The 15633-nt window shown below is 53.6% G+C and carries 14 protein-coding genes; 10 read left to right on the plus strand and 4 right to left on the minus strand.

What is annotated here, in order from left to right:
* Positions 1 to 16: 16 nt before the first annotated feature.
* From recF to dnaA, 3 genes are read right to left on the minus strand one after another with little or no spacing between them, the layout of a single operon-like run.
* A complete protein-coding gene (gene recF, locus Q4579_RS15800) occupies positions 17 to 1096 on the minus strand; it encodes a DNA replication/repair protein RecF (RefSeq protein ID WP_303565534.1) in 1080 nt (359 codons plus the stop codon).
* Positions 1097 to 1099: 3 nt separating this feature from the next.
* Positions 1100 to 2200 (minus strand): DNA polymerase III subunit beta, encoded by a 1101-nt coding sequence (gene dnaN, locus Q4579_RS15805; protein WP_211646679.1) that lies wholly within the window; start codon positions 2198 to 2200, stop codon positions 1100 to 1102.
* Position 2201: 1 nt separating this feature from the next.
* Positions 2202 to 3596, minus strand: coding sequence for a chromosomal replication initiator protein DnaA (gene dnaA / locus Q4579_RS15810; RefSeq protein WP_303565535.1), 1395 nt, complete (start codon positions 3594 to 3596; stop codon positions 2202 to 2204).
* Positions 3597 to 3944: 348 nt separating this feature from the next.
* On the opposite strand from dnaA, the gene Q4579_RS15815 reads away from it, so the two are divergent.
* From Q4579_RS15815 to Q4579_RS15860, 10 genes are all read left to right on the plus strand, one after another.
* Positions 3945 to 4700 (plus strand): amino acid ABC transporter substrate-binding protein, encoded by a 756-nt coding sequence (locus tag Q4579_RS15815; RefSeq protein WP_303565537.1) that lies wholly within the window; start codon positions 3945 to 3947, stop codon positions 4698 to 4700.
* A 122-nt stretch (positions 4701 to 4822) separates the two neighbouring features.
* A complete protein-coding gene (locus Q4579_RS15820; RefSeq protein WP_211646682.1) occupies positions 4823 to 5494 on the plus strand; it encodes an amino acid ABC transporter permease in 672 nt (223 codons plus the stop codon).
* Positions 5491 to 6261 carry an amino acid ABC transporter ATP-binding protein gene (locus Q4579_RS15825; RefSeq protein WP_303565539.1) on the plus strand — a complete coding sequence of 257 codons (771 nt, stop codon included), beginning with the start codon at positions 5491 to 5493 and terminating at the stop codon, positions 6259 to 6261. The genes Q4579_RS15820 and Q4579_RS15825 overlap by 4 nt, the downstream gene beginning before the upstream one ends.
* A 202-nt stretch (positions 6262 to 6463) precedes the next feature.
* The gene (gene rpmH / locus Q4579_RS15830; protein WP_081669218.1) at positions 6464 to 6598 is read left to right on the plus strand and encodes a 50S ribosomal protein L34; all 135 of its coding nucleotides are present in this window, start codon (positions 6464 to 6466) and stop codon (positions 6596 to 6598) included.
* A gap of 14 nt (positions 6599 to 6612) precedes the next feature.
* The gene (rnpA, locus tag Q4579_RS15835; protein ID WP_211646684.1) at positions 6613 to 6969 is read left to right on the plus strand and encodes a ribonuclease P protein component; all 357 of its coding nucleotides are present in this window, start codon (positions 6613 to 6615) and stop codon (positions 6967 to 6969) included.
* A complete protein-coding gene (yidD, locus tag Q4579_RS15840) occupies positions 6936 to 7193 on the plus strand; it encodes a membrane protein insertion efficiency factor YidD (protein WP_303565540.1) in 258 nt (85 codons plus the stop codon). Before rnpA ends, yidD begins: the two co-directional genes overlap by 34 nt.
* A 2-nt stretch (positions 7194 to 7195) precedes the next feature.
* A complete protein-coding gene (gene yidC / locus Q4579_RS15845) occupies positions 7196 to 8839 on the plus strand; it encodes a membrane protein insertase YidC (RefSeq protein ID WP_303565542.1) in 1644 nt (547 codons plus the stop codon).
* 138 nt (positions 8840 to 8977) lie between these two features.
* Positions 8978 to 10345 carry a tRNA uridine-5-carboxymethylaminomethyl(34) synthesis GTPase MnmE gene (mnmE, locus tag Q4579_RS15850; RefSeq protein ID WP_303565601.1) on the plus strand — a complete coding sequence of 456 codons (1368 nt, stop codon included), beginning with the start codon at positions 8978 to 8980 and terminating at the stop codon, positions 10343 to 10345.
* 136 nt (positions 10346 to 10481) lie between these two features.
* Entirely contained in the window at positions 10482 to 11495 is a 1014-nt protein-coding gene (locus Q4579_RS15855) for an ATP-binding protein (RefSeq protein ID WP_303565543.1), read from the plus strand.
* Positions 11492 to 11995, plus strand: a complete 504-nt coding sequence (locus Q4579_RS15860) for a hypothetical protein (RefSeq protein WP_303565544.1) — start codon at positions 11492 to 11494, stop codon at positions 11993 to 11995. Before Q4579_RS15855 ends, Q4579_RS15860 begins: the two co-directional genes overlap by 4 nt.
* Positions 11996 to 12024: 29 nt before the next feature.
* On the opposite strand, the gene ileS is transcribed toward Q4579_RS15860, so the two are convergent.
* A complete protein-coding gene (gene ileS, locus Q4579_RS15865) occupies positions 12025 to 15192 on the minus strand; it encodes an isoleucine--tRNA ligase (protein WP_303565546.1) in 3168 nt (1055 codons plus the stop codon).
* Positions 15193 to 15633 lie beyond the last annotated feature (441 nt).

A 15633-nucleotide genomic window follows, 5' to 3' on the forward strand; every position in this document is an offset into this window, starting at 1 on the left:
GTTACTCTCGCTTAATTTATCCTGCGGTTATTTTACCCTGTTCGACATGAAACATCTTGCCCTTTTCGTCCTTCATGTCACCCAGTTGCTCCTCGCTGATGGCACTGATGACCACCTGAGCCTGCGTATCGTGTAATCCTTTCGCCAGCAAAGCCCGCTTCCCGCTGTCGAGCTCAGAAGCAAAGTCATCGATCAGGTAAAGGCATTGCTTGCCGGTTGCCTGTCGCAACTGTTGCCCCTGCGCTAACCGAAGGGCACACATCAGTAATTTCAGCTGCCCCCGGGACAGTACATCATCCACGGGCATCGCCGACACCTTCAGGCGGAGATCGGCTTTATGGGGACCACTGACGGTATACCCCAGCTGGAGATCCCGCTCGAAGTTCGCCGCCAGTAATTCCTGATAAGGCGTGGACTTCTCCCAGCCCCGGTAATAACCCAGCTGGATGTCATACTCCGGCAGAAAATCTGCACAGAATGCGGCTGCCTGCTCCCGCAGCGCCGCAACATAATCAGATCGCCAACCGTCAATGGTTTCTGCCAGCAGAGACAGTTCCTGATCCCAGTAGCTAAGTTCCCGGTAACTGCGGGCAGTTTTCAGTAAGGCGTTGCGCTGCTTGGTTAACCGCTTCACGCGGCTCCAGGCTTGATAGAAGCGGGGTTCCACGTGAAACACGCCCCAATCGATAAATGCGCGGCGAAATTTCGGACCGCCCACCATCAGATCAAAACCTTCCGGCGTGATCAACTGCAGCGGCAGAATCTGCGCCAGTTGTGCCACTTTCTGGCCAGCCTGGCCGGCTATTTTAACCTGTGTCGTCCCGTCCCGCTGCTTTTGAATGCCCAGCGGTCGCTCCAGATCACTCTCTGTCCGGACACGGCCATGCAACACCAGTTCATCCTGACCATGTCGGATAATCCGGCTGGTCAGGTGACTGCGAAAGGAGCGGCCATGGCCAAGGAAGTAAATGGCTTCAAGCAAACTGGTTTTCCCGCTGCCATTGGCACCGACCAGAAAGTTAAAGCCATCGGACAAGGTGAGATCACAGGCTTCAAGATTACGAAAATCTTTGACTATAAATCGCGTCAGCGCCATGGGTTACAGCCGGATCGGCATCACCACGTACACGGCATCACTGTCCGCGACATCTTCAATCAGGGTGCTGGCCGTGGCGTCTGTCATCGAAATCCGGACCTGATCGCACTTGAGCGTATTCAACACATCCAGGATGTAGCTGACATTGAAGCCAATCTCCAGTTCATCGCCCTGAAAATCAACATCCAGCACTTCTTCTGCTTCTTCCTGTTCCGGGTTATTCGCGGTGATTCGCATCTCGTTGTTTGCAAGATTGACCCGAACTCCGCGGAATTTCTCGTTCGACAGAATAGCCGCACGGGAAAACGCCTGACGCAGTTCATCGCAGCCAGCTTGCAGGAACTTACTGCTGTTTTGCGGCAAGACCCTGCGATAATCCGGGAAGCGACCATCCACCAGCTTGGAGGTAAAGATGAAGTTGTTGACCACCGCGCGCAGGTTAGACTGGCCAATCTGCAGCACGACCTCGGCATCCGGAGTATCGAGCAGGCGAACCAGCTCCATCACCCCTTTACGAGGCAGAATTATTTGTTTGCCAGGCAGTTCACTTTCGGTATCCACCGTGCAGACCGCCATCCGGTGACCGTCGGTTGCCACCGACCGCAGCTGTTTGCCGTCGGTTTCCAGCAGCATACCGTTCAGGTAGTAACGCACATCCTGATGGGCCATAGAAAACTGAGTGCTTTCGATCAACTGACGAACCTGCCCCTGCGCCAGATGCAGTTCGACTTCGCTTTGCCAGTCTTCTATGTTCGGAAAATCATTAGCCGGCAAGGTTGTCAGTGAGTAACGACTCCGGCCAGAGCGCAGTAATAACCGGTCGCCCTGTAATTCAATCTTCAACTGAGCACTGTCGGGTAAGCCACGACAGATATCGAGAAACTTCCGCGCTGGAACCGTCACCGCACCCGGTTCCCATTCGCCGTCGAGCACCAGTTTAGCCACCAGCTCGACTTCAAGATCCGTTGCGGTCAGCGACAATGCACCCGCGTCAACTTTGAGCAGCAGGTTACCCAGAATCGGCAGCGCCGGACGACCGCCCAGCGCACCATTGACCTGCTGCAGCGGCTTAATGAGATGTTCTCGTTCAACGGTAAATTTCATATTAAGACGACAGTGTCCTGATCAGGTTAGAGTAATCTTCTTTAATATCATGGCTTTCTTCACGCAACTGCTCAATCTTACGGCAGGCGTGCAGCACTGTGGTGTGGTCGCGTCCACCAAACGCATCGCCGATTTCCGGCAGACTGTGGTTGGTCAGCTCTTTCGCCAATGCCATCGCCATCTGGCGTGGGCGAGCAACAGAGCGGGAGCGACGCTTGGACAGCATATCAGCCATCTTGATTTTATAGTACTCAGCCACTGTCTTTTGAATGTTATCAATGGTGACCAGCTTTTCCTGTAAGGCCAGCAAATCGCGCAGCGCTTCGCGGACAAAGTCGATGGTAATAGCACGACCGGTAAAGTTCGCGTTCGCGATCACCCGGTTCAGCGCCCCTTCCAGTTCCCGCACATTCGAACGCAGGCGCTTGGCAATAAAGAAGGCCACTTCGTCGGCCAGACGAATATTGTGGTCCTCTGCCTTTTTCATCAGGATCGCAACCCGGGTTTCCAGCTCCGGCGGCTCAATTGCTACCGTCAGTCCCCAGCCGAAGCGGGACTTCAGACGATCCTCCACCCCACTGATTTCACGGGGATAGCGATCCGAGGTGAGGATGATTTGCTGGTTGCCTTCAAGCAGCGCATTAAAGGTATGGAAAAACTCTTCCTGAGAGCGCTCTTTGTTGGCAAAGAACTGAATGTCATCGATCAGCAGCGCATCGACGCTGCGGTAATAACGTTTGAATTCTTCAATGGCGTTGTTCTGCAGGGCTTTCACCATGTCCTGCACGAAGCGCTCGGAATGCATGTAAACCACTTTGGCATTGGGTTTACGATCCGCAATCGCATTCCCGACCGCATGCAGCAAGTGCGTTTTACCCAAACCCGTGCCGCCATACAAAAACAGCGGGTTATACGCTGCACCCGGGTTATCCGCCACCTGGCGGCAGGCTGCGAGACCCAGCTGGTTCGATTTACCCTCAACGAAGTTGTTGAAGTTATGTTTGGGATTCACATTCGATCGATACCCTTTTGCCGATTCAGGCTGTACCGGTGACGGTGCAGGCTCCCAGGTCGGGGACGGCGGATCGATTCGGTCGTCTGCTGCAACCGTGGCCACGGCCGCGGTTGGCTGAGGCGGCGGTACGGTCACCGGCTTGCTGCCCACTTCAAAGCGCAGCATCGGCGCATCGGCGCCGCAAAATTCGTTCAGCAGTCGATTGATACTGTTGAGGTACTTGTCCCGCACCCAGTCCAGCACAAAACGGTTCGGGGCGAACAAGGTCAAGGTGTTGTCGTTTAACTCGGCCTGTAGCGGACGAACCCACATGCTGAATTCCGTGGCAGGGAGTTCTTCCTGAAGGCGTTGAAGGCACTGCAGCCAAAGCGAAGATGACAAGTTCGACTCCACATTGAATAACGAAAAAACGAAAAGGGACGCAATTTTATACCTGCTGGCGAAGGATCTCCAGCAAAGAGATCCCAGATCCAGTGAATAAGATCGAAGTTATTCACACAGATCCCACAAGCGTGGGCCAGATCAACACAGTTTAGCCGACCCTTACTCACAGTTGTTTACACAAAGTACAGGATCCTGGGCTTGAGGCTGAGTGAATTTTCACCACACCTGAAACTCACACTCTATAGTTATTACAAATAACTTTTGGTTATTTAAGCATTGTTCTTACTGACAAGTAGGATGATATGAATAACCCGATAAAAACAGCATCATCCGAGGAGTAGACAGATGAAACACTGGGTCAAAGCATCTTTTACCGCACTGGCACTGGGCCTGACTGTCAGCCAGGCAGCATTTGCTGCCACAGACGTGAAAGTCGGCATGTCCGGCCGCTACTTCCCGTTCACCTTCGTGAAGCAGGATGAACTGCAGGGCTTCGAAGTCGATCTGTGGAACGAAATTGGCAAACGCAACGACTATCAAGTGGAGTTTGTCACCGCAAACTTCTCCGGTCTGTTCGGTCTGCTGGAAACCGGTCGCATTGACACCATTTCCAACCAGATCACCATTACCAGTGAGCGAAAAGCCAAGTACCTGTTCAGCGATGCCTATGTCATTGACGGCGCGCAGCTGGTAGTGCGTAAAGGCAATGACGCAATCAAGAGTACGGCCGACCTGAACGGCAAAACCGTTGGTGTGAACCTGGGCTCAAACTACGAGCAATTACTGCGCGGGCTGGACAATGCGGAGCAAATCACCATCAAAACCTACGACACCGGCATTGAGCACGATGTTGCTCTGGGCCGCACCGATGCCTTCGTCATGGATCGCCTGTCTTCTGTGGAGCTGATCAAAAAAGCAGGTCTGCCACTGGAACTGGCTGGCTCTACGTTCGAAACGATTGAAAATGCCTGGCCATTCCTGAACAACGAAAAAGGCCAGAAGCTGCGTGATGAAGTCAACACAGCGCTGAACGCCATGCGTGAGGACGGCACACTGACCCAAATCTCACAAAAATGGTTCGATGCTGACATTACCCGCTAAATTCTGACAAGAAACCCTGCCATTTCAGGTCACCATCCTTATACTACCAGTAATCTCAAGACTCACCTTTCCGGTGGGTCTTGTCACTTTTGTTATTCATACGCCACGGAACACATATCCCTATGGGCTTCGATTTTGATTACATGCTGTCGCTCATGCCGATTCTGCTCAAATATCTGGGTACGACCATGGGCATGGCTGTCTGGGGACTGATCTTTGCGCTGATCATTGCGGTCTCTCTCGCACTGGTTCGGGTTTATCGCGTGCCGGTGCTGGATCAGATCAGTCAGGTTTATATCAGCTTCTTTCGCGGCACACCGCTGCTGGTGCAACTGTTTCTGCTGTACTACGGGCTGCCTCAGGTCATGCCTGTGCTGGTTGGGCTGGATGCCTTCAGTGCTGCGGTCATCGGCCTGAGCCTGCATTTTGCTGCCTACATGGCTGAAAGTATCCGGGCCGCAATCATCGGCGTCGATCACAGCCAGCGTGAAGCCAGCCTGTCGATTGGTATGACTGAAATGCAGGCCATGCGCCGCATTATTCTGCCGCAGGCAACCCGGGTCGCGCTGCCTTCGCTGATGAACTATTTTATCGACATGATCAAATCCACCTCGCTGGCCTTTACGCTGGGCGTGGCCGAGATTATGGCCAAAGCTCAGATGGAAGCCTCTTCCAGCTTCAAGTTTTTTGAAGCCTTCCTGGCCGTGGCCCTGATTTACTGGGGTATCGTGGTGATCCTGACCCGCATTCAGAACTGGGCAGAAGTGAAACTCAACAGGGCGTATGTACGATGATTCAGTTACATAACTTCAGCAAGCGCTTCGGTGAAAACACCGTCTTCTCCGGCATTGATCTGGCCATCGAGCAAGGTGAGATCGTCGTTATCATCGGCCCGTCCGGCACCGGCAAGTCCACCCTGCTGCGCTGCATCAACTTTCTGGAAAAAGCCAACAGCGGTCACCTGACCATCGACAATATCCATGTCGAAGCACCGGTCGCGACCGCCAAAGACATTCTGGCGATCCGCCGTAAAACCGGCTTCGTGTTTCAGAACTACGCCTTATTTGCGCATCTGACCGCCCGTCAGAACATTGCCGAAGGCCTGATCACCGTCAAAGGCTGGAAAAAGCAGGACGCCGACGACAAGGCACAGCAAATCCTGGATGACATCGGCCTGGGGGATAAAGGAGACAGCTATCCGGCAGCGCTGTCCGGCGGCCAGCAGCAACGGGTCGGCATTGGCCGGGCCATGGCACTCAACGCTGAGTTACTGCTGTTCGATGAGCCCACCTCAGCGCTGGATCCGGAATGGGTTGGCGAAGTGCTGAATCTGATGAAAATGCTGGCCACTCGCAATCAAACCATGCTGGTGGTCACGCACGAAATGCAGTTTGCCCGCGAAGTGGCGGATCGCGTGATCTTTATGGCGGACGGCATGTTTGTTGAGCAAGGATCACCGCAGGAAATCTTCTCCAATCCACAGGATCCGCGACTGAAGAAATTCCTGCGCCAGGTGGGGATCCAATCAGGATCCTTGCACTTAGATAAACACCCAGTATAATTCAGCGCCCGGGTTTGGCTGTGAAAAACAGGCGAAAAACCGGGTCTGAAAAGGTGGCGAAATATTGACTCGAAGCGGGTCAGTGATTACAATTCCGCCTCTTTGTGGACTTGAAGGGTTATTGATAACCCGTTTGGCGTCTCGCAAGAGAGACCAAAGCACACAAAAACTTAAAACTGATCAGTAATTTTAAGGTAAAACCATGAAACGCACTTTTCAACCTTCAGTTCTAAAGCGCAAGCGTACTCACGGCTTCCGTGCACGCATGGCAACGAAGAACGGTCGCGCTGTAATCAACGCACGTCGTGCGAAAGGCCGTAAGCGTCTGTCTAAGTAATCACCACGATTATTTTGAATAAGTACGCTTTTTCTCGGGAGTTACGTCTGTTAACTCCCGAAGATTACAAACACGTCTTCCAGCAAGCGCACAGTGCTGGCTCTCCTCACTTAACCATTCTGGCCCGAAAAAACACCCAGAACCATCCAAGGCTCGGGTTGGCAGTCCCCAAAAAACAAATCAAAACCGCTGTAGGCCGAAATCGTTTTAAGCGTCTGGCACGGGAACGTTTCCGTCTCAAACAACACGATTTACCTGCAAAGGACTTTGTGGTGATCGCCAAAAAAAGTGCCGGTGAACTGAGCAACGCCGAACTGTGTCAGTTGCTAGATAAGCTATGGCATCGCCTGTCTCGCCCTTCGCGTGGCTAGTCGTCGGACTGGTCCGCTTTTACCAACTGGCAATCAGCCCGCTGATCGGGCCACGTTGTCGTTTCACCCCCACCTGCTCCCAATACGCGATCGAAGCGGTAAAAACCCATGGAGCAATAAAAGGTTGTTGGTTCGCGGCGAAACGTCTATTAAGATGTCACCCTTTGACTCACGGTGGTTACGACCCCGTTCCGCCAACCCAGGATAACGACAGAGAACATTAACGATGGATTCCCAACGCAATATTCTGTTAATTGCCCTGCTGTTTGTATCTTTCCTGCTGTTTCAGCAGTGGAATGCCGACAACAGCCCGCAAACTCAGAACCAGACAGCTGCGCAAAGCGCGACGACTCAGGGCGATGTACCGTCACATGCCAGTGACAGTGCGACGATTCCGGGGCCAAGCAATTCCGACAAGCTGATCCACATCCGCACCGATGTGCTGGATCTGACTGTTGATACCCTGGGTGGTGATATTGTTGAAGCCAAACTGCTGGCTTATGACAACGAACTGGACTCAGCTGATCCGTTCGTTCTGCTGAAAAATGACCCGGCGCACCAGTATACGGCGCAATCAGGTCTGATCGGTCCAAACGGTATCGACTCCACCGCTGGCCGTGCCCAGCTGCACGCTGATCAAAAAGAATATGTCCTGGCCGAAGGTCAGAACGAATTGCGTGTCCCGCTGACATACAGCAAAGACGGCATCGAATATACCAAGACTTTCCTGCTTCAGCGCGATAGCTATGCGCTGGAAGTGTCTTACACCATCGACAACAAATCTGACAAACCAGCAACCGTACAAATGTATGCGCAGCTGAAGCAGACACTGATGGATGACGGTGGCAGCCTGACCATGCCGACCTATCGTGGCGGCGCATTCTCTGCCGACGAAGAAAAATACAAGAAGTACAGCTTTGATGACATGGCAGACAAGAACCTGAACCTGTCCATGAAAGAAGGCTGGGCTGCAATGATGCAGCACTACTTCGTGACCGCCTGGATCCCGACACCGCTTCCCAAATCGACAGATCAGAGCGTTCAAGGCCCAACTCACAACCTGTTCTCACGTACCGGTCAGGGACAAGGCTACATTGGCGTGCGAATGCCAAGTGAAACTGTAGCACCGGGCGCAGGCGTGATGACCACCGCGAAACTGTGGATCGGTCCGAAACTGCAAGACAAACTGGAAGCCACCGCAGACAACCTGGATCTGACCGCCGACTACGGCTGGTTGTGGTTCATCGCGAGCCCGCTGCACAAGCTGCTGTCTCTGATCCACGGCTTTGTGGGCAACTGGGGTATCGCCATCATCATCCTGACCTTCATTGTTCGTGGTGTGATGTTCCCGCTGACCAAAGCACAGTACACCTCTATGGCAAAAATGCGCATGCTGCAACCTAAGCTGCAGGCAATGCGTGAACGTTTCGGCGAAGACCGTCAGCGCATGAGCCAGGAAATGATGGAGCTGTACAAGAAAGAGAAAGTCAACCCGCTGGGTGGCTGTCTGCCACTGCTGCTGCAGATGCCGATTTTCATCGCTCTGTACTGGGCGCTGATGGAATCAGTCGAGCTGCGTCACGCACCTTTCTTCGGCTGGATCCACGACCTGTCCGCACAAGACCCGTACTACGTCCTGCCGATTCTGATGGGTGTGACCATGTTCCTGATTCAGAAGATGAGTCCGACCACAGTGACGGATCCGATGCAGCAGAAGATCATGACCTTCATGCCTGTGCTGTTCACCGGTTTCTTCCTGTTCTTCCCATCCGGTCTGGTACTGTACTGGCTGGTATCGAACATCGTGACGCTGATTCAGCAGTCCATCATCTTCAAGCAACTAGAGAAGAAAGGCCTGCACAGCAAGTAAGCCTGCTTCCTGAAGATGAGACCAAGGCGGCCAACCGGGCCGCCTTTTTATTTCCTGCGCCATCGCCGGCTCACAGAGTTGGCTATCCTGTAAACACTGATTACAATGGCGCCCACGCCAACTGACGAAGCATTCATGATGACACAGACGACCGACACGATTGTTGCTCAGGCCACCCCACCGGGACGGGGCGGGGTCGGCATTATCCGCGTTTCCGGCCCGCTGGCGGGCCAGGTGGCAGAAGCCGTCACCGGACGCTCACTCAAGCCCCGTTACGCAGAGTATCTGCCGTTCCGCGCCGCAGACGGAACCGCGCTGGATCAGGGCATCGCCCTGTACTTCCCCAACCCGAATTCTTTTACCGGGGAGGACGTGCTGGAACTGCAGGGCCACGGCGGTCCGGTCCTGATGGACATGCTAATCAAGCGCATCCTGCTCATCGACGGCGTTCGTCCGGCCCGGCCGGGTGAGTTCTCTGAGCGCGCTTTCATGAACGACAAACTGGATCTGGCACAAGCCGAAGCCATTGCCGATCTGATTGACGCCAGCAGCGAGGAAGCCGCCAAGAGTGCATTTCAGTCGCTGCAGGGGGCTTTTTCAAACCGGGTCAATGATCTGGTTGAAGCCCTGATCCGTCTTCGTATTTACGTGGAAGCGGCCATTGACTTTCCGGAAGAAGAAATCGACTTCCTCAGTGACGGCAAAGTCAGCGCTGATCTAGATGCGGTGATGACACAGCTCGACGCCGTGCGCCGCGAAGCCAATCAGGGCGCGATTATGCGCGAAGGCATGAAAGTCGTGATCGCCGGGCGGCCGAACGCTGGCAAATCCAGCCTGCTCAATGCCCTGTCCGGCAAAGACAGCGCCATTGTCACCGACATTGCCGGCACCACCCGTGATGTCCTACGTGAGCACATCCACATAGATGGCATGCCACTGCACATCATCGACACCGCCGGACTTCGGGACGCCAGCGACGAAGTCGAGCGCATCGGCATTGAGCGGGCCTGGGATGAAATCCAGCAGGCAGACCGCGTGCTGTTTATGGTCGATGCCACCACCACGGATGCGACCAATCCGGCAGAGATCTGGCCCGATTTTATCGAGCGCCTGCCCGACAGCATGGGTCTGACGGTGATCCGCAACAAAGTGGAGCTGACCGGTGAAACCGCCGGGATCTGCCATGTCAGCCAGCCCACCCTGATCCGCCTGTCAGCCCGGACCGGAGATGGCGTGGAAGACCTGCGCGAACACCTCAAAGCCTGCATGGGCTTCGCCGGAACCACGGAGGGCGGCTTCATGGCCCGCCGTCGCCATCTGGATGCACTGGAACGCGCTGCGACGCACCTTGACACCGGCAAGGCACAGCTGGAAGGTTACATGGCGGGCGAAATCCTGGCTGAGGAACTACGTCTGGCTCAGCAGCACCTGAGCGAAATCACCGGGGAATTTACCTCCGATGATTTGCTGGGCCGCATCTTTACTTCCTTTTGCATCGGGAAGTAATTCTTATCGCGCATACCTCCTAACCCTCGTTCTGTGAACGAAGATTAGGAGGTCACACAACTCATAGTTAAATGAGCAGGTTTATCAAAGCTATAAGCGTTGTTATATTGAATCAAATAACTTCAAGGTTAGTACTATGATTGAACATTTCGCAATTCATAACAGCGGGCCAATAAAGGAAGCCAAAGGCAAAAATTTAGGCAAACTCAATGTCATAATTGGCACCAATGGCTGCGGTAAAACCTGGTTATTAAAATCACTTTATTGTGTCATGCGTGCTCAGGAAGAATTTGGACGAGGCCAGGACAATCGAGAATTTCATGATGTATTGAGCGATAAACTGTACTGGACTTTCCAAAGTCAGCCTCTTGGTGATCTAGTCAAAAGAGGCAAAGGGAACCGACTCGAAGTCAGCGCAACCATGTCAGATCAATCATCACTTTCTTTTAGTTTTGGACAGGATACGAGCAAACTCGTCAGGCCCAGTATGAATACCCTTCCGGTTCGAGAGGACAACTCTGTTTTCTTACCCCCAAAAGAAGTGCTGTCTCTGTGGAATGTCATCTTACGCAGTTCCCTGCAAAACAGAGAGTTTGGCTATGATGCAACTTATTCAGATCTCATCCTCGCCTTACAGAACCAACCTCAGCGCGGCCGAAACTATGATAGTTTTTCGAAGTCGCGTAAACAGCTTGAAGACATGTTTCAGGGAAAAGTCGTTTTTGAGGATCAACAATGGGTGTATAAACAAAAAAACTCAAAATTCTCGATTCATAGTACGGCAGAAGGGATCAAAAAGATCGCGATTCTGGATACATTACTTGGTAACCGCTTCCTGACCCCTGGCTCAGTGATCTTTATTGATGAACCTGAATCAGCTTTGCACCCGACAGCCATTATCAAACTCTTAGATATTCTGCACATGCTGACTGAACAAGGAATGCAGATATTTATGGCAACGCATTCCTACTATGTCATCAAGAAACTGCTGTTAATTGCCAGAAAACATGAACTTCCCTTGCCGTGCTTTATCGCCGATGAGGACGGATTGTGGCACCAAAGCTGCTTACTCAGAGATGGTCTACCCGACACAGAAATTATTAATGAATCGATTCGCCTTTTTGAACAAGAGTTTGAAGGTATTTCATGATTACCATCGTTGAGTCTGGTGTCCATTTTGGTCCCTTCAATCCCAGTCAAATCTATCAAGTAGAAAAGTCTGCAACCATTCAAGGCATATCAGGAATTAAAGCTTGTGAGTTTATCTGGTGGACAAACGAGCAAAAACTGATTCTTGTTGAAGCGAAAGCATCAGTTCCAAGCAGCACAAAAAATATCGACCGATTTAATGAATACTTTCATGAAATTTTCGAGAAATTCGACAACTCGCTGCAAGCATTACTCACTGGCTCCACAGGGCACTCAGTCCATGTTCGGGATGAATTAAGCGCAGATATCCGCGCCATGAACTGGCGAACCAGTAAAATTACTTTCTACCTGGTCATCCCGGAAGCTCCCAAAGCATATTTACCTGACTTAACGGATAAGCTAAAGCAGGTCCTCTATCGTCAATGTAAGCTTTGGCGTGCCAATGCAATGGTGATTAATAAAGAAATGGCACAACAAATTGGGTTAATTCAACACGATTAAAGCCCCGCCAATGAGCGGGGCTTTCGCGTTTAAGCGGGCACCACAGCAACCGAGATCGCAATCTCACCATGCTCGGTCGAGAACACCTGCCCCTTGCCTGATGCACTGTCCGTGAACGGTTGTACCTCCAGCGCAACCGCCAGCGTTTCCTCCATCAGATACGCCTGATGCCGGGTCACCCAGTCCGCTATCGTCACCGGGGCCTGCAGGTCGATCCGGATCCGGTCACTGACCGCAAATCCATTGTCCTTACGGAGCTTCTGGATCCGGCTGATCACCTCCCGGACAGCCCCTTCCCCGATCAGCGCATCCGTGAGCTCCGGATCCACATCCAGCGAGATAAACCGGTTCGACACGGCATGAGTGCCTGTTTTCGCCTGACGGTAAAGCACAATATCTTCATCGCTGAACACTTCCCCGTCGAGTGTCAGCTGGCCTTGCGTTTGCAAATCCATCAGCTGGGCTTCCGTCAGGGACTGGATCAGGGCTGAGTAATGCTTCATCTTCGGCCCCAGCCGCCGACCCAATCCGGCAAAGTTCGGTTTGGCGTAGAAGTCGATGTAGTCCGCTTCATGCTCGCTGAACAATACCGTCTTCACGTTCAGCTCGGTACGGATATAGTCCGACAACCGGGCCACATCCGCCAGCACAGCCGGATCGCGGTGCAGCACCGTCATTCGGTTCAACGGGGTTTTGATTTTGATTTTCAGCTCATTGCGCTTCTGCCGTCCCATGATGACCAGATGCTGAAACCGCTCGACGGACGCTTCCAGCATCGGTTGCTGCAAGGCCGTCTCGGCGACCGGATAGGTACACAGATGGACCGATTCCGGCACACTGCCGGGCTGACGGAAGGCCAGCATCGCCCGATAGAGATGTTCCGACAGAAACGGCGCAAACGGGGCCATCAGCATGCCGAATGTCTCCAGGCAACGGAACAGCGTCTGATAGGCGTGCGCCTTATCCTCAGTCATCCCCGACTGCCAGAACCGGGCCCGGTTGAGACGGATATACCAGTTGGTCAGCTGTTCGAGAAACTCAAACAGTGCCGGCACCACCTGATACAGGCGATATTGCTGCATCTCGGTGTTCACCTGCCGGATCAGCGTCTGAAGCCGGGACAGGATCCACTGATCCAGGATGTTATCGCTGGGCACGGGTTCCGCCGCAGCCTGCCACTGATCCAGCCCGGCATAGGTAGCGAAGAACTGGTAGCCGTTGTACCAGGGCAGCAGTACCCGACGCACCATGTCCTGTACACCACTGTCCGAAAAACGCTGCTCCTCGGCTTTCACCAGCCCGGAGTTGATCAGATACAGCCGCAGGGCATCCGCGCCGTATTGCTCCATCAGCACATCGGGTGCGGTATAATTTTTCAGACGTTTCGACATCTTCTTGCCATCTTCAGCCATCACGATGCCATTGACGATGACATTGTTGAACGCCGCTTTGCCAAACAGGCAGTGACTGAGCACCTGCAGGGTATAAAACCAGCCCCGGGTCTGATCGACCCCCTCCGCAATAAAAGCGGCCGGGAAGTTTTTCTCGAACTGATCTTTATTTTCAAACGGATAGTGCACCTGTGCATAAGGCATGGCGCCCGACTCGAACCAGCAGTCGAACACTTCTTCAATGCGACGGTAGACCCCGGCTTCTCCCGGCAGAGTGAATGTCAGATTATCCACATGGTCCCGGTGCAGATCCGCAACCGTGACGCCGGTATAACGGGCTAACTCTTCCCGTGAACCCAGACACAGCCGGTTGCCTGTGGTGTCATTCACCCAGATCGGCAGCGGCGTTCCCCAATAACGGTTGCGGGAAACCGCCCAGTCTTTCGCCCCCGCCAGCCAGTTGCCCATCCGGCCTTCTTTCAGATGTTCCGGCACCCAGTTCACCTGCTGATTGTTTGCGACCAGTGCATCGCGCATCGGCTCGACCCGGATATACCAGGACGGGACGGTGCGATAGATGATCGGGGTGTCCGAACGCGGGCAGAACGGATAACTGTGGACGATCGTTTCCTGCCGGTACAGCTGCCCCCGGGACTGCAAGGCACGAATGATAGGTTTGTCGGCATCTTTGATGTACATCCCCTGAAAAGCTGCCACCTCCGCGGTGAAACATCCGAGGCTGTCCAGCGGACAGGGAGCGGCGTCCAGGCCATGGGCTCTGGCCACCCGCTGATCATCTTCCCCGAAAGCTGGCGCCAGATGCACAATGCCAGTGCCGTTGTCTGTCGAGACAAAGTCATCGGCCAGCACCCGGAACGCCCCGTCGGCCTGCATATGGGCAAAATCATCAAACAGCGGCAGGTAACGCATCCCGGCCAGATCAGCGCCGGTTTTGTGGGCCAGTACGGTCAGTGAGCACCCCTTGCCGATCCCATCCAGCTGAGACTGGGCCAGCCAGAACGTGCAACCTGCGGCCTCGTCTCTGACTTTGACATAGTCGATTGCCGGACCGACACAGAGCGCCAGATTCGACGGCAGTGTCCAGGGCGTGGTTGTCCAGGCCGCAAAATAAGCATCCTCATCGGCCAGCCGGAACAGCACGGTGAGCGCAGGATCCTGAACATCCTGATAGTTGGAGGTGGCCTCAAAGTTCGACAGCACGGTCTCCAGCGCCGTGGAGTAAGCCACCACTTTCTTGCCCTGATAGACCCGCCCCTGATCCCACAGCTGGCGGAAGACCCACCACACCGATTCCATATACCAGGGCTCCATCGTGCGGTAATCATTCTCGAAATCCACCCAGCGCCCCAGCCGGGTGATGGTTTTCTCCCACTCTTTCGTATAGCGCTGCACAATGCCCCGACAGGCGTCGTTATATTGCGCCAAACCATGCTCGGCCACGGCCTCTTTGGCCGACATGCCTAAGGTTTTGTCGATCTCATGCTCAATCGGCAGGCCATGGCAATCCCAGCCAAACCGGCGCTGGACATGAAATCCCTGCATGGTGAAGTATCGTGGGATGACATCTTTGATGGTTGATGCAACCAGATGGCCGTGATGCGGCAGGCCAGTGGCAAAAGGGGGCCCGTCATAAAACACATACTCCGGCTGCTCGGCCGAAGCCTGAAGTGACTGCCGGAAAATCTGCCGGTGCTGCCAGAAGTCGAGGACCGCATGCTCTGCGGCCACAAAGGAAAATGCCGGGGACGACACTGCGTCCTGGCCTGAATTGGATTCTTTACGCATCAAGGACCTCTTTCGTTGTCAGAGCGCCCAAGATGCAGTTTACAAAAAACCCGCCTCTTGAGCGGGTCAGTTAAATTTCGGCAACACGAACCCACCACTCCTAAGGAATGATGATAATAATTCGCTGTTGGCTAAAAAATGTCTTCATGGCTTTTAACCTAACCCCCTTCATGAAAGGTGTCAAATACGAGAGCCACATCAAGCACCAAAGCAGTCATCACCGTCCATGTGGTGCATGATCGCAATTTTTCCGCTGTCGCGGTCCGCTTTGCCCACAGATCCGGATCAGGGATCCGTCCAATGAAGCCTGAAGCCAGACCGCAGAAGATCTCAGCCAGATCACCAGTCGATAATGATCACAGTCTCCAAACAGGATACCAACAGCCTGCTCAGCATTCAGATCCAATTCATATGTCGCCACAGGCCAAGTCAGCAAGGATC

Origin of the sequence: Photobacterium sp. 1_MG-2023, assembly GCF_030547945.1 — a bacterium.
Lineage (GTDB): Bacteria > Pseudomonadota > Gammaproteobacteria > Enterobacterales > Vibrionaceae > Photobacterium.

What these genes read in the sequence shown, in the direction of transcription:
- yidD (WP_303565540.1), top strand. Translation starts at nt 6,936, where the DNA reads ATGGCATCGCCTGTCTCGCCCTTCGCGTGGCTAGTCGTCGGACTGGTC.
- recF (WP_303565534.1), bottom strand. Translation starts at nt 1,096, where the DNA reads ATGGCGCTGACGCGATTTATAGTCAAAGATTTTCGTAATCTTGAAGCC.
- rpmH (WP_081669218.1), top strand. Translation starts at nt 6,464, where the DNA reads ATGAAACGCACTTTTCAACCTTCAGTTCTAAAGCGCAAGCGTACTCAC.
- Q4579_RS15855 (WP_303565543.1), top strand. Translation starts at nt 10,482, where the DNA reads ATGATTGAACATTTCGCAATTCATAACAGCGGGCCAATAAAGGAAGCC.
- Q4579_RS15860 (WP_303565544.1), top strand. Translation starts at nt 11,492, where the DNA reads ATGATTACCATCGTTGAGTCTGGTGTCCATTTTGGTCCCTTCAATCCC.
- yidC (WP_303565542.1), top strand. Translation starts at nt 7,196, where the DNA reads ATGGATTCCCAACGCAATATTCTGTTAATTGCCCTGCTGTTTGTATCT.
- dnaN (WP_211646679.1), bottom strand. Translation starts at nt 2,200, where the DNA reads ATGAAATTTACCGTTGAACGAGAACATCTCATTAAGCCGCTGCAGCAG.
- Q4579_RS15820 (WP_211646682.1), top strand. Translation starts at nt 4,823, where the DNA reads ATGGGCTTCGATTTTGATTACATGCTGTCGCTCATGCCGATTCTGCTC.
- Q4579_RS15815 (WP_303565537.1), top strand. Translation starts at nt 3,945, where the DNA reads ATGAAACACTGGGTCAAAGCATCTTTTACCGCACTGGCACTGGGCCTG.
- ileS (WP_303565546.1), bottom strand. Translation starts at nt 15,192, where the DNA reads ATGCGTAAAGAATCCAATTCAGGCCAGGACGCAGTGTCGTCCCCGGCA.
- Q4579_RS15825 (WP_303565539.1), top strand. Translation starts at nt 5,491, where the DNA reads ATGATTCAGTTACATAACTTCAGCAAGCGCTTCGGTGAAAACACCGTC.
- mnmE (WP_303565601.1), top strand. Translation starts at nt 8,978, where the DNA reads ATGACACAGACGACCGACACGATTGTTGCTCAGGCCACCCCACCGGGA.